This window comes from Mycobacterium sp. IDUB_21 (assembly GCF_055419425.1).
Genome location: NZ_JBVAXQ010000018.1, coordinates 52,098 through 76,489, shown reverse-complemented (window position 1 = coordinate 76,489; position 24,392 = coordinate 52,098). Strand labels below are relative to the sequence as shown.

28 protein-coding genes are annotated in these 24,392 nt (G+C 69.0%); 13 read left to right on the top strand and 15 right to left on the bottom strand.

All coding sequences use genetic code 11. The features are described from left to right. Positions 1-7 precede the first annotated feature (7 nt). Together ACZYY4_RS21445 and ACZYY4_RS21440 are read left to right on the top strand one after the other, a co-directional pair. Positions 8-1,090 (top strand): methyltransferase, encoded by a 1,083-nt coding sequence (locus ACZYY4_RS21445; protein WP_463812070.1) that lies wholly within the window; start codon positions 8-10, stop codon positions 1,088-1,090. A 37-nt stretch (positions 1,091-1,127) separates the two neighbouring features. Next, positions 1,128-1,412, top strand: a complete 285-nt coding sequence (locus ACZYY4_RS21440) for a hypothetical protein (RefSeq protein ID WP_463812069.1) — start codon at positions 1,128-1,130, stop codon at positions 1,410-1,412. Here ACZYY4_RS21440 and ACZYY4_RS21435 read toward each other — a convergent pair. Beyond that, positions 1,357-1,728, bottom strand: coding sequence for a DUF952 domain-containing protein (locus ACZYY4_RS21435; protein WP_463812067.1), 372 nt, complete (start codon positions 1,726-1,728; stop codon positions 1,357-1,359). The two genes, ACZYY4_RS21440 and ACZYY4_RS21435, sit on opposite strands and share 56 nt — an antisense overlap. 119 nt (positions 1,729-1,847) lie before the next feature. On the opposite strand from ACZYY4_RS21435, the gene ACZYY4_RS21430 reads away from it, so the two are divergent. Both ACZYY4_RS21430 and ACZYY4_RS21425 read left to right on the top strand, forming a co-directional pair. Beyond that, positions 1,848-2,042, top strand: a complete 195-nt coding sequence (locus ACZYY4_RS21430) for a DUF7455 domain-containing protein (protein ID WP_463812066.1) — start codon at positions 1,848-1,850, stop codon at positions 2,040-2,042. Positions 2,043-2,117: 75 nt separating this feature from the next. Further along, positions 2,118-3,053 (top strand): YihY/virulence factor BrkB family protein, encoded by a 936-nt coding sequence (locus ACZYY4_RS21425; RefSeq protein ID WP_463812065.1) that lies wholly within the window; start codon positions 2,118-2,120, stop codon positions 3,051-3,053. A 32-nt stretch (positions 3,054-3,085) separates the two neighbouring features. Here the strand turns inward: ACZYY4_RS21425 and ACZYY4_RS21420 are convergent, their stop codons facing one another. Next, positions 3,086-3,325 (bottom strand): DUF3039 domain-containing protein, encoded by a 240-nt coding sequence (locus ACZYY4_RS21420; protein ID WP_463812089.1) that lies wholly within the window; start codon positions 3,323-3,325, stop codon positions 3,086-3,088. Between the two features lie 84 nt (positions 3,326-3,409). On the opposite strand from ACZYY4_RS21420, the gene ACZYY4_RS21415 reads away from it, so the two are divergent. From ACZYY4_RS21415 to ACZYY4_RS21405, 3 genes are all read left to right on the top strand, one after another. Beyond that, on the top strand, positions 3,410-3,865 hold the full coding sequence (locus tag ACZYY4_RS21415; RefSeq protein WP_463812064.1) for a DUF3099 domain-containing protein: 456 nt from the start codon (positions 3,410-3,412) through the stop codon (positions 3,863-3,865). A gap of 128 nt (positions 3,866-3,993) precedes the next feature. Then, entirely contained in the window at positions 3,994-4,959 is a 966-nt protein-coding gene (locus ACZYY4_RS21410) for a sigma-70 family RNA polymerase sigma factor (RefSeq protein ID WP_463812063.1), read from the top strand. Positions 4,960-5,094: 135 nt separating this feature from the next. Next, complete coding sequence (locus tag ACZYY4_RS21405; RefSeq protein ID WP_463812062.1) at positions 5,095-5,787, top strand: metal-dependent transcriptional regulator; 693 nt, start codon at positions 5,095-5,097, stop codon at positions 5,785-5,787. 124 nt (positions 5,788-5,911) lie between these two features. On the opposite strand, the gene ACZYY4_RS21400 is transcribed toward ACZYY4_RS21405, so the two are convergent. Continuing rightward, positions 5,912-6,970 carry a DUF4192 domain-containing protein gene (locus tag ACZYY4_RS21400; protein ID WP_463812061.1) on the bottom strand — a complete coding sequence of 353 codons (1,059 nt, stop codon included), beginning with the start codon at positions 6,968-6,970 and terminating at the stop codon, positions 5,912-5,914. A gap of 264 nt (positions 6,971-7,234) precedes the next feature. Between ACZYY4_RS21400 and ACZYY4_RS21395 the strand changes: the two genes are divergently transcribed. After that, positions 7,235-8,218 (top strand): proteasome assembly chaperone family protein, encoded by a 984-nt coding sequence (locus tag ACZYY4_RS21395; RefSeq protein WP_463812060.1) that lies wholly within the window; start codon positions 7,235-7,237, stop codon positions 8,216-8,218. Between the two features lie 8 nt (positions 8,219-8,226). Here the strand turns inward: ACZYY4_RS21395 and ACZYY4_RS21390 are convergent, their stop codons facing one another. From ACZYY4_RS21390 to ACZYY4_RS21380, 3 genes are all read right to left on the bottom strand, one after another. Continuing rightward, the gene (locus ACZYY4_RS21390; protein WP_463812059.1) at positions 8,227-8,712 is read right to left on the bottom strand and encodes a peroxynitrite isomerase; all 486 of its coding nucleotides are present in this window, start codon (positions 8,710-8,712) and stop codon (positions 8,227-8,229) included. A gap of 36 nt (positions 8,713-8,748) precedes the next feature. Then, the gene (gene nrdR, locus ACZYY4_RS21385; protein WP_463812057.1) at positions 8,749-9,213 is read right to left on the bottom strand and encodes a transcriptional regulator NrdR; all 465 of its coding nucleotides are present in this window, start codon (positions 9,211-9,213) and stop codon (positions 8,749-8,751) included. A 144-nt stretch (positions 9,214-9,357) separates the two neighbouring features. Then, entirely contained in the window at positions 9,358-9,858 is a 501-nt protein-coding gene (locus ACZYY4_RS21380) for a LysM peptidoglycan-binding domain-containing protein (RefSeq protein ID WP_463812056.1), read from the bottom strand. Between the two features lie 233 nt (positions 9,859-10,091). On the opposite strand from ACZYY4_RS21380, the gene lexA reads away from it, so the two are divergent. Then, complete coding sequence (gene lexA / locus ACZYY4_RS21375) at positions 10,092-10,781, top strand: transcriptional repressor LexA (protein ID WP_463812055.1); 690 nt, start codon at positions 10,092-10,094, stop codon at positions 10,779-10,781. 24 nt (positions 10,782-10,805) lie between these two features. Here the strand turns inward: lexA and folE are convergent, their stop codons facing one another. Then, positions 10,806-11,411 (bottom strand): GTP cyclohydrolase I FolE, encoded by a 606-nt coding sequence (gene folE / locus ACZYY4_RS21370; RefSeq protein WP_463812054.1) that lies wholly within the window; start codon positions 11,409-11,411, stop codon positions 10,806-10,808. Between the two features lie 90 nt (positions 11,412-11,501). Between folE and ACZYY4_RS21365 the strand changes: the two genes are divergently transcribed. From ACZYY4_RS21365 to ACZYY4_RS21355, 3 genes are read left to right on the top strand one after another with little or no spacing between them, the layout of a single operon-like run. Further along, positions 11,502-12,176, top strand: coding sequence for a helix-turn-helix transcriptional regulator (locus tag ACZYY4_RS21365; protein WP_463812053.1), 675 nt, complete (start codon positions 11,502-11,504; stop codon positions 12,174-12,176). Further along, positions 12,173-13,156 carry an NAD(P)H-dependent flavin oxidoreductase gene (locus ACZYY4_RS21360; RefSeq protein ID WP_463812052.1) on the top strand — a complete coding sequence of 328 codons (984 nt, stop codon included), beginning with the start codon at positions 12,173-12,175 and terminating at the stop codon, positions 13,154-13,156. The genes ACZYY4_RS21365 and ACZYY4_RS21360 overlap by 4 nt, the downstream gene beginning before the upstream one ends. A gap of 27 nt (positions 13,157-13,183) precedes the next feature. Next, positions 13,184-13,636 (top strand): nuclear transport factor 2 family protein, encoded by a 453-nt coding sequence (locus ACZYY4_RS21355; protein ID WP_463812051.1) that lies wholly within the window; start codon positions 13,184-13,186, stop codon positions 13,634-13,636. On the opposite strand, the gene ACZYY4_RS21350 is transcribed toward ACZYY4_RS21355, so the two are convergent. The 8 genes from ACZYY4_RS21350 to ACZYY4_RS21315 all read right to left on the bottom strand — a co-directional run bounded on the left by ACZYY4_RS21350 (position 13,637) and on the right by ACZYY4_RS21315 (position 22,813). Next, positions 13,637-15,583, bottom strand: coding sequence for an LGFP repeat-containing protein (locus ACZYY4_RS21350; protein ID WP_463812088.1), 1,947 nt, complete (start codon positions 15,581-15,583; stop codon positions 13,637-13,639). A 238-nt stretch (positions 15,584-15,821) separates the two neighbouring features. Beyond that, complete coding sequence (locus ACZYY4_RS21345) at positions 15,822-16,982, bottom strand: acyl-CoA dehydrogenase family protein (protein ID WP_463812050.1); 1,161 nt, start codon at positions 16,980-16,982, stop codon at positions 15,822-15,824. 99 nt (positions 16,983-17,081) lie between these two features. Then, a complete protein-coding gene (gene hflX, locus ACZYY4_RS21340) occupies positions 17,082-18,494 on the bottom strand; it encodes a GTPase HflX (protein ID WP_463812049.1) in 1,413 nt (470 codons plus the stop codon). After that, positions 18,491-19,369, bottom strand: a complete 879-nt coding sequence (dapF, locus tag ACZYY4_RS21335; RefSeq protein ID WP_463812048.1) for a diaminopimelate epimerase — start codon at positions 19,367-19,369, stop codon at positions 18,491-18,493. Before dapF ends, hflX begins: the two co-directional genes overlap by 4 nt. A 4-nt stretch (positions 19,370-19,373) precedes the next feature. Further along, a complete protein-coding gene (miaA, locus tag ACZYY4_RS21330; protein WP_463812047.1) occupies positions 19,374-20,282 on the bottom strand; it encodes a tRNA (adenosine(37)-N6)-dimethylallyltransferase MiaA in 909 nt (302 codons plus the stop codon). Continuing rightward, a complete protein-coding gene (locus ACZYY4_RS21325) occupies positions 20,279-20,947 on the bottom strand; it encodes a class III extradiol ring-cleavage dioxygenase family protein (protein ID WP_463812046.1) in 669 nt (222 codons plus the stop codon). Before ACZYY4_RS21325 ends, miaA begins: the two co-directional genes overlap by 4 nt. Positions 20,948-20,957: 10 nt before the next feature. Beyond that, positions 20,958-21,878, bottom strand: a complete 921-nt coding sequence (locus tag ACZYY4_RS21320; RefSeq protein WP_463812045.1) for a DMT family transporter — start codon at positions 21,876-21,878, stop codon at positions 20,958-20,960. A 56-nt stretch (positions 21,879-21,934) separates the two neighbouring features. Continuing rightward, complete coding sequence (locus ACZYY4_RS21315) at positions 21,935-22,813, bottom strand: DMT family transporter (protein ID WP_463812044.1); 879 nt, start codon at positions 22,811-22,813, stop codon at positions 21,935-21,937. Between the two features lie 246 nt (positions 22,814-23,059). Here ACZYY4_RS21315 and ACZYY4_RS21310 point away from each other — a divergent pair, with 246 nt between their 5' ends. Next, positions 23,060-24,391 (top strand): DUF349 domain-containing protein, encoded by a 1,332-nt coding sequence (locus ACZYY4_RS21310; protein ID WP_463812043.1) that lies wholly within the window; start codon positions 23,060-23,062, stop codon positions 24,389-24,391. Position 24,392 lies beyond the last annotated feature (1 nt).

Here is a 24,392-nt window from a genome sequence, read left to right as displayed (position 1 = left end):
CCGCGAGATGGCCAAAGCACCTCCCCCGGCGCTGCTCCGGGCCCTCAACGCCGCACGTGGCGGCCTGCAACGCCTGCGCCAGGCGACCGTGCCCGCCGGCGTCGCCGTCCTGGAACTCGGGTTCGGCGCATGGCTGGCCCAGGCGCTGCACGCCGCGGTGCGTCTCGGGATCGCCGATACGCTCCAAGCCGGTCCGCTGACCGCCGACGAGGTCGCCCGCCGGGTCGGCAGCGACCCGGGAGCCACCTACCGGCTGATGCGCGCGCTGGCCAGTCAATCGGTGCTCAAACTGCGGCGCGACGGCCGCTTCGCGCTCACCCGCATCGGACGGGCGCTGGTCGCCGATGATCCGGCCAGCGTGGCACCGATGATCGCGTTCATCGGCGACCCGGCGCACCGGGAACACTGGTCGCACCTGGAACACTCCGTGCGCACGGGCGACACGGCCGTCGACAAAGTGCGCGGAATGCCGTTCTTCTCCTACCTGGACACCGACCCCGAACTGGCGCAGGTCTTCAACGATGCGATGACCGGGGCATCCGCCGTGGCGATCGAAAGTGCCGTTCCCGCCTACGATTTCAGCGACAGCAAGTTGATCGTGGATGTGGGTGGTGGACACGGCGCGCTGCTGGCGGCGGTGTTGCGCGACACACCCGGCGCCCGCGGGTTGCTGTTCGACCTGCCGCAGGTGGTGGCCGGTGCCCACACCGCCCTGACCACCGCGGGTGTGGCGTCACGCTGTGAGGTTGTGGGCGGGTCGTTCTTCGAGTCGGTTCCGGCCGGCGGGGACACCTATCTGCTCAAGACCGTCATCCATGACTGGGACGACGAACGCTCCGTGGCGATTCTGCGCAATGTCCGCAGCGCCATCGCCCCGGGCGGCACCCTGCTGCTGCTGGAGATGGTGTTGCCCGAGGGGGCGCCCGCGCATCTGGGTCTGCTGGTCGACTTGGAGATGCTGGCGGCCGCCGGCGGCCAGGAACGCACGCAGCGCGAATACGCCGAGCTGCTGTCCCGGGCGGGATTCCGGTTGCAGCGCGTAGTGCCCACGCCGAGCCCGATGTCGATCGTCGAGGCCCGGCCGGTTTGAGGCCCGGTCATCGGCCGCGCCGGTAGTATCGCGGACCATGCCCACGGATGGCGACGCCCTGACGTTCACCGCGCTGCTCAATCGCGCGGTGCGCCACGGTCATCCGGTACCGGTCGAGGCCGACCTGGATCCGGCTGTGCTCTCCGCCGTGAACGCCGTCGCCGCCGCGTGGCCGCGAGTGCCCGCCGCGCTGATCAACAAGGCACAAACCACGTTCGCCCGTAGCGAACTCACCCGGGCGTCGGCGGCCAAGCCCACGACCCCGTTCAGCCTGAATCGGCCGCCGCGAACGCGCCGTCCGGGCCCGGGCGATACTCCCTGACATCGATCACCGCGCCGACGGGCAACGGCCCGTACAGGTGCGGGAAGAGCATCGACTCGGGGTCGCCCGGCACGCCCGGCTCCCAACGCACCGGCGCCGCCACCTTGGCCGGGTCTACCTGCAGCAACACCAGATCCGCGCGACCCCGGTAGAGCCGATTGGCGGGCAGATGCACCTGCTGCGGTGTCGACAGATGCACGAAACCGGCACCGTGCAACGACTCCGGGCGCAGCTCACCCGACGCCTGCGCGGTCGCCCATTCCCGGTCGCTGCAGAGGTGGACGAGGGCACCGGCATGTTTCCCGGATTGCTTCACGCCTCTGATCCTGCCCCAGCGTCACGCGGGGGTGAGACACGACACAGCCGAAGCCGGGAACAACGCCGAACGCCCGAGCGTCTGACACACTTGACGGACCCGCGAGAACGGAGGAGCCCATGAACGCGACTCTGACCAGCCCCGAACTCACTCGGGCTGATCGATGCGACCGGTGCGGTGCAGCCGCCCGGGTACGCGCCACGCTGCCTTCCGGAGCGGAGCTGCTCTTCTGCCAGCACCACGCCAACGAGCACGAAGCCAAGCTGATCGAGCTGGCTGCCGTGATACAGGTCAGCGCCCCGGCTGAGGCGTAACCAGAGTCCGCGCGCAACACGCCCGTCGGCGGGAATTGTGCAGTAGCACCACTCGTCAGGAATGCTGGGCTGGTCATGACTGACCAGACCCCCAGACCTTCCCGGCATCACCTGCTGCGCATCGCCCGACGCACCCTGGCCAAGAGCTGGGACGACTCGATCTTCGCCGAGTCGGCGCAGGCGGGGTTCTGGTCGGTGCTGTCGCTGCCACCGCTGCTGCTGGGGATGCTCGGCAGCTTGTCCTACGTCGCACCGTTGTTCGGCCCGGACACGCTTGGGACCATCCAGGACCGGTTGATCGGCATGGCCAGCAGCTTCTTCTCGAAGAACGTCGTCGTGGAGATCATCGAGCCCACCGTGCGCGACATCATCTCCAACGCTCGGGGCGAGGTGGTCTCGCTGGGCTTCGTGATTTCGTTGTGGGCCGGTTCCTCGGCGATCTCCGCTTTCGTCGACTCGGTGGTCGAGGCACACGATCAGACACCGCTGCGCCACCCGGTGCGGCAACGGTTCTTCGCGCTGGGCCTGTATGTGGCGATGCTGGTGATCGCCGTCGCCGCGGCGCCGTTCGCCGCGCTGGGCCCGCACGCGGTGGCCGAACACATTCCAGTCCGGTGGACGGACCTACTGCGGTTCGGCTACTACCCGATGCTGGTGTTGGGGCTGCTGCTGGCGGTGACCGTGCTCTACCGCGTATCGCTGCCCAGACCGCTGCCCTCACACCGTCTGGTGATCGGGGCGTTGCTGGCCACCACGGTGTTCGTCGTGGCCACCCTGGGGTTGCGGGTCTACCTGCGCTACATCACCAGCACCGGTTACACCTACGGTGCGCTGGCGACGCCGATTGCCTTCCTGCTGTTCGCGTTTCTGCTCGGCTTCGCCATCATGCTCGGCGCGGAGCTGAACGCCGCCGTTCAGGAGGAGTGGCCGGCGGAGGCGACCCACCTGCACCAGCTACGCACCTGGGTGGTGTCACGGGCGGGCCGAACCGACTCCGCCAAACCTTCTTGAGCGAACCGATCGGACCTTCTTGAGCGCGGGGGTCAGACCTTCTTGAGGGTCGCGTAGATCCGCTTGCAGTCCGGGCAGACCGGGGACCCCGGCTTCGCCGACTTGGTCACCGGGAACACCTCGCCGCACAGGGCCACCACGTGAGTGCCCATGACCGCGCTCTCGGCGATCTTGTCCTTCTTGACGTAATGGAAGAATTTCGGGGTGTCGCCGTCGGTCCCGTCATCGACGCGTTCGTCGGCATCGGTGCGCTCGAGGGTGTCGGTCTGTATGCCCATCTGTCCATTGTGCCCAGAACTCAACGGATCTTAAAACCCCTCGTGCCACCGGGCCGGTCTGTGTGCAACAGTGGAATGATGAAGCACGGCCCCGAGCTGGGTTTCGACGACGACGGTCGCCCGGTGCTCATCACCGCGGCCGCCCCGTCCTTCGAACAGCAGCATCGCGCGCGGGTACGCAAGTACCTGATGCTGATGGCGTTCCGGGTGCCGGCGCTGATCCTGGCTGCGGCGGCCTACGGACTGTGGCACAACGGCTTGGTCTCGCTGCTGATCCTGGTCGCCTCGATACCGCTGCCGTGGATGGCGGTGCTCATCGCGAACGACCGCCCACCCCGCAGCGCCGATGAGCCCCGCCGGTACGACGCCGCACCGACACACACGCCGCTGTTCCCCACCGCCACACGCCGCGCGCTGGACCCTCCGCGGTCCGCGGAGCCCGATCCCGGATCGGCCGCTTGCGAACCTGGGTCCGAGCCGGGCCGGTCGGGCGGCGGTGTGACCGGAGAACCGCCGCACGGTACCGGTTCTTAGCACATTCTCAAGGTCATCGGCCTATCCCCGCACGTCAAGTGGTGTGAAAAAACGATCGGGCGGGAACTCTGCACCCGTGTCGCGCGTTATCACGTGTGACAGCTGAAGCCGATCAACGGGAGGCCGTAATGGCAAAGGCAGATGCCACCATCAGTCGGATCGACGGCGATCTGGATGCGCAGAGTCCGGCGGCGGATCTGGTGCGGGTGTACCTCAACGGTATCGGCAAGACCGCACTGCTCAATGCCGCCGACGAGGTGGAACTCGCCAAACGTATCGAGGCCGGCCTGTACGCGCAGCACCTGCTCGACACCCGCAAGCGTTTCGGTGAGAAGCGCAAGCGTGAGTTGGCCGCGGTGGTCGGCGACGGCGAGGCCGCCCGCCGGCATCTGTTGGAAGCCAACCTGCGCCTGGTGGTCTCACTGGCCAAGCGCTACACCGGCCGGGGCATGCCCTTGCTGGACCTGATCCAGGAAGGCAACCTGGGCTTGATCCGCGCGATGGAGAAGTTCGACTACGCAAAGGGATTCAAGTTCTCGACCTACGCGACCTGGTGGATTCGCCAGGCCATCACTCGGGGAATGGCTGATCAGAGCCGTACCATCCGACTGCCTGTGCACCTGGTCGAGCAGGTCAACAAGCTGGCCCGGATCAAGCGTGAGATGCATCAGCAGCTCGGCCGCGAGGCCACCGACGATGAGCTCGCCGCCGAGTCCGGCATTCCGGCGGAGAAGATCAACGACCTGCTGGAGCACAGTCGCGACCCGGTCAGCCTGGACATGCCGGTCGGCTCAGACGAGGAGGCCCCACTGGGCGACTTCATCGAGGACTCCGAGGCGATGTCCGCGGAGAACGCGGTGATCTCCGAGCTGCTGCACACCGACATCCGGAGCGTGCTGGCCACCCTGGACGAACGTGAGCACCAGGTGATTCGGCTGCGGTTCGGTCTCGACGACGGGCAGCCCCGCACGCTGGATCAGATCGGCAAGTTGTTCGGCCTGTCCCGTGAGCGGGTCCGCCAGATCGAGCGCGAGGTGATGTCCAAGCTGCGGCACGGCGAGCGGGCCGACCGGCTGCGTTCGTACGCCAGCTGACCCCGTTCCGCCGGGTCGCCGCGCGCCGTTGCGGTGGCCCGGCGGACACGCCTGTCGCCCGGGCCCCCTCGGCCGTCGCACCCTAACCGCGCACCCGGCTGCCAAAGTAGACTCAGCGGCGACGGAAGGTGCCGAATGAATGAGTTGGTTGATACCACCGAGATGTACCTCAGGACGATCTATGACCTTGAGGAAGAGGGTGTCACCCCGCTGCGTGCGCGGATAGCCGAGCGGCTGGAACAAAGTGGGCCGACCGTCAGCCAGACGGTGTCCCGCATGGAACGCGACGGTCTGCTGAAGGTGGCCGGCGACCGTCACCTCGAACTCACCGAGAAGGGCCGCACGCTGGCCGTCGCGGTGATGCGCAAGCACCGGCTGGCCGAGCGGCTGCTCGTCGACATCATCGGACTGCCGTTGGAAGAGGTGCATGCCGAGGCATGCCGCTGGGAGCACGTGATGAGTGAGGATGTCGAGCGTCGCCTGGTTCAGGTGCTCGACAACCCGACCACCTCGCCGTTCGGCAACCCGATCCCCGGCCTGCTGGACCTCGGTTTCGGCTCGGACTCCGGGGGCTGGGACGCCGACCTGGTGCGATTGACCGAACTGCCGGCCGGCTCGCCGGTGGCGGTCGTGGTGCGCCAGCTCACCGAACACGTTCAAGGCGACATCGACCTGATCACCCGGCTGAAGGAGGCCGGTGTGGTGCCGAACGCCCGGGTGACCGTCGAAGCCGACGCGGACGACGGAGTGACCATCGTCATGCCCGGCCATACCGACGTCAGCCTGCCCTACGAGATGGCGCACGCCGTCAAGGTTCAGAAGGTCTGACCGGCCGGGCTTATGCGGCGGTCCCAGCTTCGCCTCTCCTCCGTCGAACCTCGCTGAACCGCTCGGTTCATTCGGCGGTCCCAGCTTCGCCTCTCCTCCGTCGAACTTCGCTGAACCGCCGGGCTCAGCCGGCCCGCTGACCGAAACCCTGCCGCTGCGGCAGCTGCACTCCGAGCTGCTGAGCCAGCCGATAGCCGGTGTCGGCCAGTCCGCGGATCCGGTCGGGCCGCAAACCCGACTGCAGCGCCGTGTCGAGCAGGCCGGCCAACCGGTGGCCGGGTACGCAGCGCAACGCGGCCTCCAGCGACACCCCGGCCAGCGGTCCGTCACCGCGCGCGTAGGCGCTGAACGCCAGCAGGACCAGCGCGTCGGCCCGCCACGGCTCGGGCAGGGTCCGGGTCAGCACCGACCACAGCATCTCGGCGTCGGCGGCGTGTTCTCCGATTGCCAACGCGCACAGGGTGTCCCGAACCAACACATCGGTCAGCGAGCATCCGAGCCGGGCCAGCTCCGACTCGGCCGGCTCCCGGCCGGCGGCCAGCGCGACGACGGCCGCCAGCATCTGTTCGACGTCGCAGCGGGCCTGCTGTCGCCCATCGGTTTTCCCTGCGGCCGCCCGGTCTGCCGCATAGTCGTCGATCACGGCTGCCACCGCGGCACTGCGCGCCGTGTCGTCGGGGTTGATCACCGCTTGCAGATCCGCGCGCCGCGGGTAGAGCCGCCTGCCCTCGAGTACCGCGGCGGCGGCCAGCGGAGACGCCTCCGGGTCGTCGACCGGGCCGCCCACGCCGCAGCCGTCGACGCAATGCCAGCGTCCACCTTGAGCGACCCGGTCCACCACATGTGCGCCGAGCAGCACGATGTCGTTGCGCGACAACTCCTGCGACAGGGCGTCGACCAGTCGGCGATGCTGGTCGTTGCAGACCGGGCAGCGCGCCCCTGCGGCGTCGACGATCACCGCGATCGCCCCCGCCGGGCGGGCGGCCGCGGCAACGTCCGCGAGGTGGCCGATGGTGTCGGCGAGCGCATCAGACAGGTCGACCCGCAGCACCGAGCCCAGCTCACCCCCGTCGACCGATACCAGGACCAAGGACTTCTCCGGCATGAAGCCGAGGATGGCCGGCAGCGCCGCGATCAGCGCTCCGGGTCGATTCAGGGTGAATTCCGGTTGCTTCGTCGTCATGACAGCAACGGTGACGACACCCACCGTCATCGGGGCGCGCCCGCGCGGCCTGCGCCGCCCATTCTGTGGATGAATCGGCAACTGTGAGCCGGCGCGCGTCGGGGATTTCATCGCTGAGCGAACGCCGAACCCGTCGGGGAATGCGGCCGGCACAGCCGCGTGTTTTGGGACGCATGTGCGCATCGTTTTCCGGTGCGGCCCCCAAGTGGGGGAAACTAACGGTGCGATCCACACTGAGATCTGCACAACGAGGAGGCGAAGGCCATGGCCGACCACCCGGACACCGGTCCCGACCGGGACCGGCACTATCAGACAGAGCAGGCCGGCATGTATGAGCTGGAGGTCCCGGCGCCTCAGCTGACGTCGGCGGATGGCGCCGGTCCGGTGCTGATCCACGCGCTGGAGGGTTTCTCCGACGCCGGCCATGCCATCCGGCTGGCGGCCGGCCACCTCAAGACCGCTCTTGACAGCGAATTGGTGGCGTCGTTTGCGATCGACGACCTCCTCGACTACCGGTCCCGCCGGCCGGTGATGACGTTCAAGACCGACCACTTCACCCACTACGCCGAACCCGAGCTCAGCCTGTACGCGTTGCGCGACAGTGCGGGGACCCCGTTTCTGCTGTTGGCGGGCATGGAGCCGGACCTCAAGTGGGAGCGGTTCATCACCGCGGTACGACTGTTGGCCGAGCGGCTCGGAGTGCGCAGGACCATCGGGTTGGGCACCATCCCGATGGCGGTGCCGCACACGCGCCCGGTGACCCTGACCGCGCACTCCAACAACCGCGAGCTGATCACCGACTTCACTCCGTGGATCACCGAGGTCCAGGTTCCGGGCAGTGCCTCCAACCTGCTGGAGTACCGGATGGCCCAGCACGGTCACGAGGTGGTCGGGTTCACCGTGCACGTGCCGCACTACGTATCACAGACCGACTACCCCGAAGCCGCCGAAGCTCTGCTCAAGCAGGCAGCCCAGACCGGTTCACTGCAGTTGCCGCTGGCCGAGCTCGGTCAGGCCGCCGCCGACATCCGAGCCAAGATCGACGAGCAGGTCGAGGCGAGCGCCGAGGTGGCCCAAGTGGTGACGGCACTGGAACGCCAGTACGACGCGTTCATCGCCGCGCAGGAGAACCGCTCACTGCTGGCCCGCGACGAGGATCTGCCCAGCGCCGACGAACTCGGCGCCGAGTTCGAACGATTCCTGGCTCAGGAGGCGAAGAAGGACCGAGGCGACGACGACCCGGTGTGACCGTGGGTCTACCCCGTTCGCCGCAGCGCAGCGGTGAGATGGTTCTGTGCCGGTTGGCCGACCGCCCCCATGTCCAACGTGTAGGACAACTCGTCGCCGTCGAGGCGGTAGCGACGGCTCAGCGCCGTCACTTCTTTGGCTGTAGGCGCCAGTCCGATCGTCGGCGCGGACATCTCGAGTTCGATGCCGTTCGCGATCACCGCGTAGCTGCCGACCTCGATCTCGGTGATGCCGCTGGGGTGCGCCAGCACCCACTCGACCCGGCCCGGTTGCGGCACCCGGAGATACCCTGATTCGGCATGCAGCGGCAGACCGTCAGCAGCCGACTTGGTCTTCTGGCCGTAGATGAGAAACGGTTTACCGACGTGCGAGAACACCACCTCTTCGAGGTAGTCGAACGACGGGATCGTGGGGTACACCCCGGAGCCCCGGCCGGACCAGGTGCCCAACAGCGGTGCCAACTCCACAAGATTCGGGTGCAGGTCGGGTGCCATGAGATCAGCGTAGTGCGCGGTGCGGTGCCGCGAGCCTCAACCGGTACTGGGCACTTCGCGGTGCTCGCGCAGCGCCTCGATCTCCCGCTCGAAATCGGCCGCCGAGGAGAACGAGCGGTACACCGAGGCGAATCGCAGGTAGGCCACTTCGTCGAGTTCGCGCAGCGGGCCGAGAATCGCCAAACCCACCTCGTTGCTGGGGATCTCCGGTGAACCCGCCGCGCGCACAGCGTCTTCCACCTGCTGGGCCAACAGGTTGAGCGCATCGTCGTCGACCTGCCGGCCCTGACAGGCCCGGCGCACCCCGCTGATGACCTTCTCCCGACTGAACGGCTCGGTGACGCCGCTGCGTTTGACCACGGCCAGCACCGCACTCTCCACAGTGGAGAAGCGTCGGCCGCATTCCGGGCAGGAACGTCGGCGGCGGATGGCCTGACCTTCGTCGGTTTCGCGGGAATCCACCACCCGAGAGTCTGGATGGCGACAAAACGGGCAGTGCATGGCCGCTCCTTCGCCGTGCCGAGAGCCGGGCACCTGCAATAGCTGAGGCGACCCGGACCACTGGGACAACTGAGAGCGTACCTGCGCGAGCACCGGGCGGCGCGTCGTAGTAGCCGCGGCCAGCGGCCGGCCGGACATCGACATTCAGCCGATCGGGGCGATCAGCGTCTGGCCGGCGTCCAGTGCCACCGATTCCAGCTGGTTGAGCTCGCGGATCCGATCGACGACCTGGCCGTTCGGCGCGTCGGGAGCGACCCGGGCCGCCAGATGCTGCAGGTTCTCACCGCTCTGGACCCGCACCACGCCCAACTGATCGGGCACTACCGGCTGACCGCCGGCCGCCGCGGCACCGAACTGGGCCACCAGCCCGAGCCATATCGTGATGCCCGCGGCGAGCAGGGCGAGCACGACGGTGGTCGCTGGTGTGATGGGCTTGGCGGGCTGTGGCCGATGAGCAGTGCGCGACATCAGTACGCCGCTGCCGCGGTGCCGCAGCGCCGCGCCGTCGGGTCGCGATCGCACGAGTCGGGCGGGGCGGGTGTGGACCGCACACGCACGGCCCGACGTGCCGGGGCCGCGGCGGGTCCGGACTCGCTCGGACCCAGCCGGGTCGAACGTCGGAGCGGTCGTGTCGATGAGCATCATGTGCGGTTCTCCTCACTCGCGTCGGCGACCGGTGTTCGCTCGACTGTTCGAATCATAATCGATTGTATGTTCGATATCCGAACATGTGATCGATTTATTGTCGAAAACGTTAGCGAAGCCCTCCGACAACAAGGGGTCACCAGGGCGTCGCCGGCGTCCGACTTCGAACGCGCGCGCGACACACCTCGAACACATGTTTGATTAATCGCGAGCAGGCGACTACATTCGCCCCTATGAGCGACAGCAGCACGACCGCAACCCGGGGACCTGCACCTGATTCACCGCTTACCGCCCGGCAGCGCACCATTCTGGACGTCATCCGCGCTTCGGTGAATGACCGGGGCTACCCACCGAGCATCCGCGAGATCGGCGACGCCGTGGGGCTGACGTCGACCTCCTCGGTCGCCCACCAGCTGCGCACACTGGAACGCAAGGGCTATCTGAGGCGCGACCCCAATCGGCCGCGCGCCGTCGACGTCCGCGGCGCGGACGAGTCGGCCGCCGCCGCCGCGCCGCGCACCGACTTGGCCGGCTCGGACGCGCTGCCCGAACCCGCCTTCGTACCGGTTCTGGGCCGGATCGCTGCGGGCGGGCCGATCCTCGCCGAGGAAGCGGTCGAGGATGTCTTCCCACTCCCCCGCGAATTGGTGGGTGAGGGCGAGCTGTTCCTGCTCAAGGTCGTCGGTGAGTCGATGGTGGATGCCGCGATCTGCGACGGGGACTGGGTGGTGGTGCGCCAGCAGAATGTCGCCGACAACGGCGACATCGTGGCCGCGATGATCGATGGGGAAGCCACCGTCAAGACCTTCAAACGCACCAGCGGTCAGGTCTGGCTGATGCCGCACAACCCCGTTTTCGACCCTATTCCGGGCAATGACGCGGTAGTGATGGGCAAGGTGGTCACCGTAATCCGCAAGGTCTGACGGACGGTTCGGGGCGGCTACCGCCTACCGGGTGCCGCCGAAGCCGGTAAGTGAGAAGAACTCCTGGCGGGAGCGCGCATCGGTTCGCAGGGTGCCCAGCAGGGTCGAAGTGACGGTGATCGACCCGGTGGCATATACGCCGCGCAACGTCATGCAGGTGTGCTCGGCGCTCATCACCACTCCGACGGCACGCGGCTGCAGTTGTTCGGTGAGCCAGTCGGCCACCTGCTTGGTGAGGCGTTCCTGCACCTGGGGCCGGGCAGCGAAGTAGTCGACAATCCGGGCCAGCTTCGACAGACCCACGATGCGGTCGCCGGGCAGGTAGCCGACACAGGCGGTTCCGGTGAACGGCAACAGATGGTGCTCGCAGACCGACCGGAACGGGATGTCGCGGACCAGCACCAGTTCGTCGTAACCCTCGTCGTTGGGGAAGGTGGTGGCCTCGAAGGGCTTCGGGGTGAACATCTCGGCATAGGCGCGCGCCATCCGGCGCGGGGTGTCCCGAAGTCCCTCGTCGGTGGTGGAGATGCCCAGCGCATGCAGCAGTGCCGCGGCTGCCTGTTCTGCGGCGTCGAGATCCGGCACCGGGCGACCGACGTCGCACAGGTCCGCGTACATGGCTACCGACATCTCAATCTCCCCTATCGACAGTCAGTGTTGTGTTTAGATTGGCGGCATTCGGCCCTATTTGTCAAACTTTTTTGGTGTTACATTGGGGCCATGAGCTCCCCTTCCTGCGGCGGTCTGGATCCGTTGGCCGGGTTGAGCAGTCTGGACGACCCGGTCCGGCGACGTCTGTATCAGTACGTCGCGTCGTGCGACGAACCGGTGGCCCGGGAGGACGCCGCGGCCGCCGCGGGAATCAGCCGCACCCTGGCGGCCTACCACCTCGACAAACTCGCCGAGGCCGGGATCCTGTCGGTGAGTTATGCCCGCCCCGCCGGCCGGTCCGGGCCCGGTGCCGGGCGCCCCGCCAAGCGCTATGCCCGCACCCGAGACGAGCTGTCGGTGAGCGTCCCGCCGCGCAACTATCGCTTGCTGGCAGACCTACTGGTCACCGCGCTGGCCGGCGATGACGCCGGCGCCGTGCGCTCCGCGATCTCGGCGGCTGCCCGCCGGGCCGGCCGGGCCGGAGCATCCGAGCACGGTGTCTTAGAGGCGCTCTACGAATTCGGCTACGAACCTGCGGTCACCGCCGACGGGGACATCGAGCTGCGAAACTGTCCCTTCGAACGTCTGGCCCGCCAGTACACCGAGGCGGTGTGCGGGCTCAATCTGCAACTGATCCAGGGCATGTTGGAAGGTGTCGGCGAGCCGCCGCGGCGGGCAGCGCTGACTCCGTCTGAGCGACGGTGCTGTGTCACGGTCCGAGCATCAGGAGGTGGGCGCCGGTGACCCTGCTGGAGTCGTTGGGACTGGACGCCCCGGTCGTGCAGGCCGGGATGGGCGGCGGCGTGGCCGGAGCGGAGTTGGCCGGCGCGGTGTCGGCGGCCGGGGGGCTGGGCACCGTCGGGCTGAGCGATCCGCGCCGATTCGCAGCAGAGCTGCGTCGCGCTGTGACGCTGGCCGGTGGCCGTCCGGTGGCCGCCAATCTACTGGTGCCGTTCACCCGCCACGCCCATATCGACGCCTGCATCGCGGCCGGTGCCGCCCTGGTCGTGTTCCACGACGGGGCTCCCGCACGCTGGATCGCGGCGCTGCGGACCGCACGAATCCCGGTGCTGTGCACCGCCGGTGATGCCGCGCAGACCCGTCGGGCGCTGGCTGCCGGCGCCGATGGCCTGGTGGCGCAGGGCGTCGAGGCCGGCGGCCATCTGGTGGCCGACCGGCCGCTCGCGGTCACGTTGCCGGAGGTGCTTGAGGCCGCGGGCGGAGCCCCGGTGCTGGCCGCCGGCGGGGTGGCCGACGCCGACGACGTGCGGGCACTGCTGGCGGCCGGGGCCGCCGGGGCGGTTGCCGGGACCCGATTCCTGCTCACCGAGGAGTCGGGCGCGCATCCCGACTACAAGCAGCGGGTGCTGGGCGCGCAGCGAACCATCCGCACCATGTTGTTCGGGGTGGGCTGGCCGCTGGCGCACCGGGTCGTCCCGAACGCACTCACCGAACGCTGGTGTGCACGAGACGAACTCGGCCCGCCAGCGGTGCGGGCATTCAATCGGATCGGTGCACCGCTGGGGCGACTGATGCCGGTGGGCGCGCTGGGCACGATCCTCGCGATGCAGCGGGTGTCGGTGCCGCTCTACACCCCGGCGCTGCCCCTGGCCGGGATGGATCCGGCCGCCGTCGACCGGTCAGCGCTCTACGCCGGCGAGACGATCCACCGCATCCACGACATCGTTCCGGCCGCCGAGGCCGTGGCACGGCTGAAACCGTGACGGCCCGAATCGCCAAGGGAGGACACCATGTTCGCGCCCTGCCCACCTTTCGACGAGCAGTCGGCACGACATAAGGTCCGGGCCGCCGAGGACGCCTGGAACACCCGGGATCCCGAACGGGTCGGGCTGGCATACACCGACGACTCGGTATGGCGTAACCGCGACGAGTTCGTCACCGGGCGTGCCGAGATCGTAGCGTTCCTACAACGCAAGTGGGCCCGCGAACGCGACTACGCACTACGCAAGGAGCTGTGGTGTTACCACGGCAATCGAATCGCGGTGCGCTACCAGTACGAATGTCGCGACACCGACGGCCGGTGGTGGCGCAGCTACGGCAACGAACTGTGGGAGTTCGCCGACGACGGCCGGATGAGCCGCCGCGAGTCCAGCATCGACGATGTTGCCATCACCGAGGGGCAGCGACGGATCTTCGGGCCTCGGCCGGACAGCGAACAAGACACTTCGCTGCCGCTGCGCTGATCAGCCGGCCCTGGTGAATCCGTTGAGCCGAGCCGCGTCCTCCGTGGCGAACCAGATCTCGGCAAGCGTGTCGTCGTACAGGGCGTTCTGCGGCGTGTAGTAGAGCCCCGAGCCGATGTTCGCCTTGATCGGGTACCCGTCCGGCCGCTGGTAGGGGTCGTCCAGCGGCAGGTGCATGACCGGGTGGACCGACTCCTCGACGCCGAAGGTACGCGGGGCGGAGCCGAACGTGCGCGGTTGCGCCCCGGATCCGAAGGCCCGCGATTCCGCGCCGGAAGCGCTGTGCCCCACCGCGTGTCGGCCGGTACCCAGATCGTCTTCGGTCACCACCCGGGTCGGCGCGGTGTCTGCGTCGTCATCGTCATCGGGTTCGGCGTCATCGTGTACATGGTCCTGTACGTGGTCCTGTACATCGGCGTCGGATTCACCGTAGTGCAGCCAGGGCGCGTCAGGGATCGACTGACTGGGCAGCTCGGCCTCGGGGGCCGCACCGAACGACGATGAGGCGCCGTAGCGACTCGGCAGTCGGACCGTGCCCTCATGGTCATGCTGATCGTGGTGCGCCCACTGCTCGTCATCGTCGTCGTAGTCGTCACTGACCGGCGCCGGCATGGCGTCCGGCTCACGCCCGAGGGCGGGAGTCGGTCGGCGCCGCTGCCACCACATCGCTGCACCGGCCAGCGCCCCCAGTACCGCCAGCACCGCGACCGGGATCAGCACCCACAACCAATTCCAGTGCGTCTCCTTGACCGGGCCGGCCGATGTGGACGTACTGGGGGTCGGCAGGTTCATCCCGGGAATCTGCAGGCCCGACAACGCCTGAGCCAGCTCGGCTGGTTCGGTGCTGAAGGTGTTGGTGGCCTGGTTCCAGGAGATCATCCCGCCGGTGAACTTCTGCGAGACCTGGTCCCCGTCGACGGTCTGGTCACCCACCGGAGCACCGAGCTTTCCGGACGCACCATCGAGCTTGTCCCAGGCGGCCTTCATCGCGCTGCGCACCACGAAGGCGCCGTTGTCAGGGCTGAAGAAGATCACCGGGTCGTCGTCGGCCGCGAACGAACCGAACTTGCTCCCGGTGATGGAACCGTCGGCCGTACTGGTGATCGGGAAGCCCAGATCGCTGCCCGCCGGCCCGCCCAGCGACTCGTATTTGGCCAGGACGTCGCCTTCGAGCGCGTTCGCCCCGGTGGCCGGGGAGAAGTAGACCTTGCCCCGGCCGAAATCCTGGCCCACGCCGTCGCCGCCCACCGGATACTCGTCGCCCTGCTTGGCCCCGAGCGCACCCGACGGGCCGCCGGCGGTGCGCCATGCCTGGTCGATGGCCGCGGTCGGGTCGAGCTGCACCTGTACATCGGCCAGCTGAGCCGCCAGCTCCGGCGGCACCGTGGTGAACGTCTTGGTCGCGCCGTCGAAGGACAGCGCACCGGCGCTGAACTTCTGGGTGACGACGGCGCCGTCATAGTTCTCGTCCTCGACCGGCACACCGAGCGCACCGGTGGAGCTGCCCAGCTTGTCCCAGGCCGCGTTCATCGGGCCGCGCACCACGTGCGCGCCGTGCTCGGGCGTCCAGTAGATCACCGGGTTGTCGGCGCCGGACAAAATGGCGACCCGGCTGTCCGGGACCAGGCCGGGCACCTCGTCACTGCTGGGGAACCCGAGGTCGCTGGTTGCCGCCCCGCCCATCGACTCGTACTTGTCCAGGATCGCGCCGTAGAGCGCCTTGGCGCCGGTCTCCGGGGTGAAGTAGATGGTTCCACCCGCGAAATCCTGGGCGAACCCCACCCCGGCCGGGTGCACATCTCCCTTGGGCGCACCCAGCGGCGAACCATCCCCACCAGCCGCCTGCCACGCCGCGGCGATGGCGTCATGGGCGTCGCTGTCGGGCGTCGCCGCCGCGGTCTGCACCGACAAGAGCACGGTGACCGTCGTCGCGAGGCAGAGCGCCATGCGCACCGCCGTCTTGCCGAACCGATCTTTCCGACTAGCCACCAGCCCTCCCAGGCATCGTTATCGACGCAAGCATTTCCGGCATAAACTTTCCCGCAATAGACCCGTATTGCGAAGCGAAGTCATCGATATTGCGGAAACAGATACCCACCCGATGCCGAAACGATGCCAAGCCGCGTGGTGGCGGGGACGTGCTGCGTACGCCTGAATGCGTCGACCACGGCCCCGGTTGCCGGGCTCAAACGCCCAGGCTGCGACCGATGATCTCTTTCATGATCTCGGTGGTGCCGCCGTAGATCGTCTGCACCCGTGAATCCAGGTAGGCCTTCGCGATCGGGTATTCCCGCATGTAGCCGTAGCCGCCGTGCAGTTGCAGGCAGCGGTCGATCAAGTGGACCTGCTTCTCGGTGGTGTACCACTTGGCCATCGCCGCCTGCTCCACCGTCAGCTCCTTGTCCAGGTGCAGTCGGATGAACTCGTCGACCATCATCCGCACCACGGTGGCCTCGGTGGCCAACTCCGCCAGCACGAACCGGCTGTTCTGGAAGCTGCCGATCGGCTTGCCGAACGCCTTGCGCTCCTTGGTGTAGGTGATCGTCTCCTCCAGCACGGCCTCCATCGCCGCGGCCGCCATGATCGCGATCCCGATCCGCTCCTGCGGCAGGTTCTGCATCAGGTAGATGAAGCCCATGCCCTCCTGGCCGAGCAGGTTCTCCACCGGGACGTGCACGTCGGTGAACGACAGTTCGGCGGTGTCCTGGGCGTCGAGCCCGATCTTGTCCAGGTGGCGTCCGCGTTCGAAGCCCGCCATGCCGCGCTCCACCACCAACAGGCTGAATCCCTGCGCGCCCTTCTCCGGGTCGGTCTGGGCGACCACGATCACCAAATCGGAGTGGATGCCGTTGGTGATGAACGTCTTGGACCCGTTCAGCACGTAGTGGTCGCCGTGTTTGACCGCCCGGGTCTTGATGCCCTGCAGGTCACTGCCCGTTCCGGGCTCGGTCATCGCGATCGCGGTGATCAGCTCACCGGTGCAGAACTTGGGCAGCCAGCGCTGCCTCTGCTCCTCGTTGCACAGTTCCAGCAGGTAGGGCGCGCAGACGTCGTTGTGCAGGGTGAACCCGAGGCCGCTGTAGCGGCCGGCGGTGGTCTCTTCGGTGATGATGACGTTGTAGCGGAAGTCCGGGTTGCCGCCGCCGCCGTACTCCTCGGGCACGGCCATGCCCAAAAAGCCCTGCTTGCCGGCTTCAAGCCAGATGTCGCGGTCGACGATCTTGGCCTTTTCCCACTCCTCGTGGTGCGGCGCGACGTGGCGGTCCAGGAACGCCCGGTAAGACTGCCGGAACAGATCGTGTTCCGGCTCGAACAGGGTTCGCTGGTATTTGACTGCGGCGCTCATCGCCTGACCTCCGAGATCGACGGAACCTTTCCGACGACAATAGACCAACCGGATGGTTGGGCGAACCCGCGGTCCGGGGCCCAGCCGAAGCCGCAAAGCCTAAAGCGCGCCGAACTCCCGCAGGCTGGCGGCGAGCGCCGCCGGAACCCGCGCCCGGATCCGGGTGCCGCCCTCGCCGTGCTCGGCTTGGGCGACCCTGCCGTGTTCGTGCACGCGAGCCACCAAATCACCGCGGCCGTAAGGGATGACGACATCGACGGCGGTGTCCGACGGCGCCACCAGCTGCCCCATCCGGTGGCGCAACGCGTCGATGCCCTCGCCCGTGTGGGCCGAGACGAACACCGCGTCGGGCAGCGCGCGGCGCAGCTGTGCCAACGCCAGGTCTCCGGCGGCGTCAATCTTGTTGACCACCAGCAGTTCCGGAGCCGGCCTACCGTCCCGCTCAGCGATCACCTCGGAGATCACCTGGCGCACCGCACTGATCTGCGCCAGCGGCGCGGGGTCGGAACCGTCTACCACGTGCACCAGCAGCTCGGCGTCGGCGACCTCCTCCAGGGTGGACCGGAACGCCTCCACCAACTGGGTGGGCAGGTGTCGAACGAAACCGACGGTGTCGGTCAGCACGAACGGCCGCGCCATTTTTGTTCCGGGGTCGAATTCCCCACGGCGCGTGGTGGGTTCCAGCGTGGCGAACAGCGCGTCTTGAACCAGCACCCCAGCGCCGGTCAGCGCGTTGAGCAGACTGGACTTGCCGGCGTTGGTGTAGCCCACGATCGCCACCGACGGGGCGTCACTGTGCAGGCGGCGGCTGCGCTGGGTGTCGCGCACCTGCTTCATCGCCTTGATCTCGCGGCGCAGCTTGGACATCCGTTCCCGGATCCGGCGCCGGTCGGTCTCGATCTTGGTCTCACCGGGGCCGCGCAAACCCACCCCGCCCCCGCTGCCGCCGGCCCGGCCGCCGGCCTGCCGCGACATCGACTCACCCCAGCCGCGCAACCGCGGCAGCATGTACTGCATCTGCGCCAACGCCACCTGCGCCTTGCCCTCGGCACTGGTGGCGTGCTGGGCGAAGATGTCGAGGATCAGCGCGGTACGGTCGATCACCTTGACCTTGACCGCCTTCTCCAGCGCGGTCAGCTGCGCCGGGGACAGCTCGCCATCGCAGATGACGGTGTCCGCGCCGGTGGCCAACACCACCTCCCGCACCTCAATGGCCTTGCCGGACCCGATGTAGGTGGCCGGATCGGGCTTGTCACGACGCTGGATCAGCCCCTCGAGCACCTCCGAGCCGGCGGTTTCGGCCAACGCCGCCAACTCGACCATGCTGGCGTCGGCCTCGGCAGCACTGCCCTCGGTCCACACCCCGACCAACACCACCCGCTCCAGGCGCAGTTGGCGGTACTCGACCTCGGAGACGTCGGCGAGCTCGGTGGACAGTCCGGCGACCCGGCGCAGCGCCGCGCGGTCGTCGAGGGCCAGTTCGCCGGTGCTCGGAATCTCGGGAAAGCTCACTGCGCCGACCACCACCCCGGCGCGATGTCACCGCGCGCCACCAATTCCGACGGGCCGCGCAGGTAACTGGTGGCCTCGGTGACGGTGACGCTGACCTGCCCGCCGGGGATGTCGACCCGCAGCGTGCCGGTCGACGCGCCGGTGTGGGCCAGCGCGGCCACCGCAGCGGCCACCGTGCCGGTGCCGCACGACCGGGTCTCTCCGACCCCACGTTCATGCACCCGCATCGACACCGCACCGTCGTGCGGAACGGTCAGGACCTCCACGTTCACCCCGTCGGGAAATTGGTCGGGGTCGAACGACACCGGCGCGCCCACGTCCAGGGCGGCCAACTCCGCGGCCGACAGTCCCGGATCCACACACGCCAGGTGCGGGTTTCCCACGTCGACCGCCAGCCCGGTAAAGCTCCGGCCGCCGACGACCGCCTCGAAGGCCGGCCCCCCGCTCCCCAGCGTGTTGGCCTTGCCCATGTCGACGGTGACCTCGGCTCGCACGTCGTCGGCGTGGTGCACGATCACCGGGCGCGGCCCGGCCAGTGAGCCGACGACGAACTCGTCCCGGGACTCCAATCCGGCGGCCCGCAGGTAGTGGGCGAACACCCGCACCCCGTTGCCGCACATCTCGGCCACCGAACCGTCGGCGTTGCGGTAGTCCATGAACCAGTCATCGGCGCCAACCCCCTCGGGGAGACGGTCGAGTACTCCCGCATGCACCGCGGCGCCGGCGGTGGTCACCCGCAACACACCGTCGGCGCCCAGGCCGCGTCGCCGATCACACAGCGCGCTCACCGCGGCGGGTGTCAGGTCCAAGTCCACGCCCAGGTCCGGCAACACGACGAAGTCATTCTGGGTGCCGTGGCCCTTGGCGAAAAGCATGTGCTCAGGATACGTGCCGCCACGCGGCCAGTGCCGCGTCGAGCAGGCCGTCGGCGGCGTCGAGCCACTCGATGCGGTGGTCGCGGCGAAACCAGGAGCGCTGCCGGCGCACGTAGCGGCGGGTGCCGATGAAGGTCGGTTCTTGGGCGCCCGCACCGTCGCCGCCCGCATCGAGGTCCGCGATCACCTGGGCGTAACCCAGCGCCCGGCCGGCGGTGACCCCGTCGCGCAACCCGACCTCCAGCAGCCCCGCAACCTCGGCAACCAGTCCGCGAGCGAACATCGTCTCGGTCCGGACAGCCAGCCGTTCGTCGAGAACGGCGGTGTCGCAGTCCAATCCGATGATCACGGTGTCCCAGCGCGGCGCGCCGATGGTGGGCGCCGACGCGGCGAACGGCCGGCCGGTCAGCTCCACCACTTCCAGCGCCCGCACGATGCGCCTGCCGTCGGTGGGCAGGATCGCCGCCGCCGCCGCCGGATCGACGACGGCCAGCTCGGCGTGCAACACCGCCACCCCGACGTCGGTCAGCCGCTGCTCGTAGCGGCCTCGCACCGCCGGATCGGTCGCCGGAAACGACCAGTCGTCGAGCAGCGCCTGTAGATAGAGCATCGACCCGCCGACGATGATCGGAACCCCACCGCGGCTCATGATCGCCTCGACGTCTGCGGCCGCGGCCTGCTGGTAGCGGGCCACGGTTGCGGTCTGGGCGACGTCGAGGACGTCGAGTTGATGGTGCGGGATGCCGCGCCGCTCCCCCGGCGTCAGCTTGGCGGTGCCGATGTCCATGCCCCGATAGAGCTGCATGGCGTCGGCATTAACAATTTCAGCCGATCTCCCCAGAGCTTCGGCGAGGTCGAGCGCAAGCTGCGACTTGCCGGTGCCGGTGGGCCCGACGACCGCGATCGGCCTCACGGCTCCCAGACCCCGACGAAGTAGCCGACGCCGTAGGGGGCGTCGCGGTAGAGCTGCGTGGCGGTGCGCGGCGGCTTCCCGGCCAGGCCGGCCAACGCCGCGAATGCCGCCCGGCCGATGACCTGCGGCGGCAACCCGATCAGTGCGGCGACGTCGCCGCCGGCCAGCGCGTCGTCGAGGGCACGCTGGATGCCGACGTCGGCCGGGCGATGCCCACCCGGTGCACCCGCGGTCAAGGTGTTGGCGCCGTCGGCCAGCACCAGCACCCCGATCGGCTCGGGTGACTGTTCGATCTCGGCGCGCAGTCGCCTCCCGGCGGCGAGCGCCGCACCCGGATCGGTGTGAGCGTGCACCACCACTTGGGCGTCGGGCCGAAGCTGCCCGCGCACCCACCCGGTGATCAGGGCGCACAGCGGCAGCTCGGCCGACTGGTCGGCGCTCGGCGACAGGCGCACGGCCACGTCGGCGCCGAATCCCGCGAAACTACCCGAGGTGTCGGGCCCGTACGTCCCGTCGCCTCCGGCCCCCAACGCCACCCAGCGCGGCGGCAAGGATCCGGCGGCGGCCAGCGCCGCGGCCCGCAGCTCGGCCGCCTCGGGGGCGGCGCCGGCCAGTTCGGGCACCAGCACCGGCGCCGACGGCATGATCGCTAGTCCGCCCAGCACGAGACCGAAGTCAGCCGTTCGGCGCCGACGGCACCGGCTCGGCCCGGTCGGCGCCCTCGGCATCGGCGACGATCGTGGCGGCCTCGCCACGGGCCAGCGCCGCCGTCGCAATGACGATCAGCACGACCCCGATGACCACCGCGACGTCCTCGGTCCCGCCGGCCTGAATGGTCTCGTTGAGCAGCAGCACACCCAGCGCACTGGCCACCAGAGGTTTGGCCACGACCATCGTCGGCATCGAGGCGGTCAGCGCGCCGGCCCGAAATGCCGACTGCTGGAAGATCATCCCGGCCAGCGTCGCCACCAGCCAGGGCTCCAGCGCGGGCGAGGCCAGCACCGCGTCGAAACCGTCGGCCTTGAGCACCTCGACGAGCACCTTGGTCAGCAACGCGAACACCGCCAGCGAAGTACCGGCCACCACCGCCAGCAGCACCGCGGCCGCCGGCCGGCCCTTGAACCGCCGGGCCATCAGCACGCAGCCCACCAGCGCCGCCGACAACACCACCGACACCGTGATCCAGATGCCGGCCGGCGCGTGCTGTTTGCCCTCGGTCGGGTCGCCGACGATCACCACCACCGCCAGCGCCGCGGCCAGCAGGACGGCCCACATCCACTCCCAGTTGGTCACCCGGCGGTGGGTCAACCAGGCATACATCGGCAGTGCGAACAGCAGCGCGGTCACCTGCAAGCCGGTCACCAGCATCACCGAGCCCACCGCCAGCGCCACCGCCTGTAGGGCGTAGTTGGCCACCGCCGCGGCGCCGCCGCCCCACCACCGCGGGTCACGCAGCGACAGCCAGAACAACTGCAGGTGGCCGACCTGCTGGTCGGTGATCTCCTGGGCGGACCGCTGGCGGATCACGTCACCGATCGCGGACGCCAGCGCAGCACATAGCGCGAGCAGCGCCGCGATGACATTCCCTGTCGACATGTCCCTCCCTCAACCGGCGCAAGACTACCCGCCGACGGTGTGGCAACCGATCGCCGCTACACCGTGGTGGCAGCCGGATCGTCTTCGACGACCGCCTCGCCACGCGACAGCACCGCGACGGCGACGACCAACACGACCAGCGACAAGGCCAGGACAAACCCACCACTGCGGCCGGGCCGCACCATCTCACCGAGCAGCACCATTCCCAGCGCCGCAGCCACCGTCGGCTCCAGCACCGTCATCGTCGGCAATGAGGCGGTCAGTGCCCCGGCGCGAAACGACGACTGCTGGAACACGGTACCGGCCAGTGCCAGCGCCGCCCACGCGTACAGCTCCGGGGAGGCCAGCAGCGGCCGCAGTCCGTGGCCGATCAACTCGACGACGCCCTTGGTCAGAACCGCGACGACCCCCCAAGAGACCGCCGAAGCCGCCGCGAGCAGCACCGCCTCAGCCCGCCCCGTCCAGACACGTGCCCCTACCACGCACAGCAATACCGCCGGCCCCAGTACTGCGATCACCCAGATCCAGGTGTCGAACGAGGCGCGGGCATGCCCTGCGGTGGGATTACCGACGGTGATTATCACCGTCTGGGCGGCGACCAGCAGTGCCGCCCACAACCAGACCGACCGGCCCAGCCTCCGGCCGGCCTGCCGCGCGCTGATCGGCAAGGCGAACAGCAACGAGGTCACCAGCAGCGACTCGACCAGCAGCACCGAGCCCAGGCCGAGCGCGGCAGCCTGCAGAACGAAACCCACCGCGGCCACCAGGCTGCCCATCCACCAGCGCCGGTCGGCCAGCAATCGGGCGAACAGCGCGAGGTGACCGATCGACTCGTCGGCGACCCGGTGCGCAATGCGCTGGTGAATCACGTCACTGATCGCGATGAACAGCGCGGCGCCGATTGCGAGCAAGACGACGACGGTCTCTTTCGCCACTGGCAGTCTCCTCCAAGCCTGCGGTATCCCAGTAACACCCACCGGCGATCGAACAGGCTACCGCCGAGCTCATGCGGCGGTCCCAGTTTCGCCTCTCCTCCGTCGAGCCTCGCTGAACCGCCGAGTCGGCGGCACAGCGTGGCGGGTACCTGCTTGAATACGCTTGGATACTTCTAGGCAGATCGAAGGCGCCGCGGTGCGCGGCAGATGCGCGGGTTGACCGCGAAGGGTTAGGTGACGACAGGGATGACCATCGACAGCGGTTCCTCCGCCCCCTCTCCACGCCCGGGTCCGCGACCGGGGCCCCGTCCCGGTCCTAAACCGGGCGCCCGACCCGGCCCGTTGATCGCCGGGCCCCCGACCGTCGATCCGCATCGCTTCGGGCGGGTCGACGACGACGGGACGGTGTGGCTGGTCACTTCGGCCGGCGAGCGGCAGATCGGCTCTTGGCAGGCCGGGGACCCCGAGGCCGCGTTCGCGCACTTCGGGCGGCGGTTCGACGACCTGAGCACCGAAGTCACCCTGCTCGAGGAGCGGCTGGCCTCCGGAAGCGGCGACGCGCGCAAGATCAAGTCGTCCGCGGCGGCGTTGGCCGAGTCGTTGCCGACGGCGAATGTGCTCGGTGATCTCGATGCGCTGGCGGCACGCATCGCCGCGGTCAGCGAGCGTGCCGGCGCCGTCGCTGCGGAGAATCGGGCACAGCGCGATGAGCAGCGGGCCGCTGCGACCGCCCGCAAGGAGGCGCTGGCCGCGGAGGCCGAAGAGTTGGCCACGAACTCGACGCAGTGGAAGACCGCCGGCGACCGGTTGCGCGCCATCCTCGAGGAGTGGCGCACGATCACCGGCCTGGACCGCAAGGCCGACGACGCGCTGTGGAAGCGCTACGCCGCGGCCCGGGACGGCTTCAACCGGCGGCGCGGGTCGCACTTCGCCGACCTGGACCGAGGCCGGGCTGGGGCGCGCGAAGACAAGGAACGGTTGTGCAAACGGGCTGAAGAGCTGGCCGGCTCCACCGACTGGGCCGCCACCAGTGCCGCTTTCCGGGAGTTGCTCACCACGTGGAAGGCCGCCGGGCGGGCGACCAAGGATGTCGACGAGGCACTGTGGCAGCGGTTCAAAGCCGCCCAGGACAAGTTCTTCAGCGCCCGCAACGCCGTCAACGCCGAACGCGACGCCGAGCTGGTGGCCAATGCCACGGCGAAGGAGGCACTACTCGCCGAGGCGGAGCGGATCGATCCGGCCAACCAGAATGCCGCGCGCGCCGCGCTGCGGTCGATCGTCACCAAGTGGGACGCCCTCGGCAAGGCGCCGCGGGAGCGCTCCGCCGACCTTGAGCGGCGGCTGCGGGCGGTGGAGAAGAAGGTGCGTGACGCCGGCGCCGCCGCCGACGCGGCCGGAGTGGACCCGGAAGCCGAGGCCCGCGCCGCCCAGTTCCGCACTCGCGCCGAGCAATTCGAACGCCAGGCACAGAAGGCGGAGACTGCCGGGCGGGAAAAGGACGCCGCTGAGGCCCGCGCCAGCGCCGAACAGTGGCGGCAATGGGCCCAAGCCGCCGAGCAGGCGCTCAACAGGCGCTGAC

Coding starts and splice junctions, on each gene's coding strand:
- ACZYY4_RS21445 (WP_463812070.1), top strand. CDS start 8: ATGGCCAAAGCACCTCCCCCGGCGCTGCTCCGGGCCCTCAACGCCGCA.
- ACZYY4_RS21440 (WP_463812069.1), top strand. CDS start 1,128: ATGCCCACGGATGGCGACGCCCTGACGTTCACCGCGCTGCTCAATCGC.
- ACZYY4_RS21430 (WP_463812066.1), top strand. CDS start 1,848: ATGAACGCGACTCTGACCAGCCCCGAACTCACTCGGGCTGATCGATGC.
- ACZYY4_RS21425 (WP_463812065.1), top strand. CDS start 2,118: ATGACTGACCAGACCCCCAGACCTTCCCGGCATCACCTGCTGCGCATC.
- ACZYY4_RS21415 (WP_463812064.1), top strand. CDS start 3,410: ATGAAGCACGGCCCCGAGCTGGGTTTCGACGACGACGGTCGCCCGGTG.
- ACZYY4_RS21410 (WP_463812063.1), top strand. CDS start 3,994: ATGGCAAAGGCAGATGCCACCATCAGTCGGATCGACGGCGATCTGGAT.
- ACZYY4_RS21405 (WP_463812062.1), top strand. CDS start 5,095: ATGAATGAGTTGGTTGATACCACCGAGATGTACCTCAGGACGATCTAT.
- ACZYY4_RS21400 (WP_463812061.1), bottom strand. CDS start 6,970: ATGACGACGAAGCAACCGGAATTCACCCTGAATCGACCCGGAGCGCTG.
- ACZYY4_RS21395 (WP_463812060.1), top strand. CDS start 7,235: ATGGCCGACCACCCGGACACCGGTCCCGACCGGGACCGGCACTATCAG.
- ACZYY4_RS21390 (WP_463812059.1), bottom strand. CDS start 8,712: ATGGCACCCGACCTGCACCCGAATCTTGTGGAGTTGGCACCGCTGTTG.
- nrdR (WP_463812057.1), bottom strand. CDS start 9,213: ATGCACTGCCCGTTTTGTCGCCATCCAGACTCTCGGGTGGTGGATTCC.
- ACZYY4_RS21380 (WP_463812056.1), bottom strand. CDS start 9,858: ATGATGCTCATCGACACGACCGCTCCGACGTTCGACCCGGCTGGGTCC.
- lexA (WP_463812055.1), top strand. CDS start 10,092: ATGAGCGACAGCAGCACGACCGCAACCCGGGGACCTGCACCTGATTCA.
- folE (WP_463812054.1), bottom strand. CDS start 11,411: ATGTCGGTAGCCATGTACGCGGACCTGTGCGACGTCGGTCGCCCGGTG.
- ACZYY4_RS21365 (WP_463812053.1), top strand. CDS start 11,502: ATGAGCTCCCCTTCCTGCGGCGGTCTGGATCCGTTGGCCGGGTTGAGC.
- ACZYY4_RS21355 (WP_463812051.1), top strand. CDS start 13,184: ATGTTCGCGCCCTGCCCACCTTTCGACGAGCAGTCGGCACGACATAAG.
- ACZYY4_RS21350 (WP_463812088.1), bottom strand. CDS start 15,583: ATGGCGCTCTGCCTCGCGACGACGGTCACCGTGCTCTTGTCGGTGCAG.
- ACZYY4_RS21345 (WP_463812050.1), bottom strand. CDS start 16,982: ATGAGCGCCGCAGTCAAATACCAGCGAACCCTGTTCGAGCCGGAACAC.
- dapF (WP_463812048.1), bottom strand. CDS start 19,369: ATGCTTTTCGCCAAGGGCCACGGCACCCAGAATGACTTCGTCGTGTTG.
- ACZYY4_RS21320 (WP_463812045.1), bottom strand. CDS start 21,878: ATGTCGACAGGGAATGTCATCGCGGCGCTGCTCGCGCTATGTGCTGCG.
- ACZYY4_RS21310 (WP_463812043.1), top strand. CDS start 23,060: ATGACCATCGACAGCGGTTCCTCCGCCCCCTCTCCACGCCCGGGTCCG.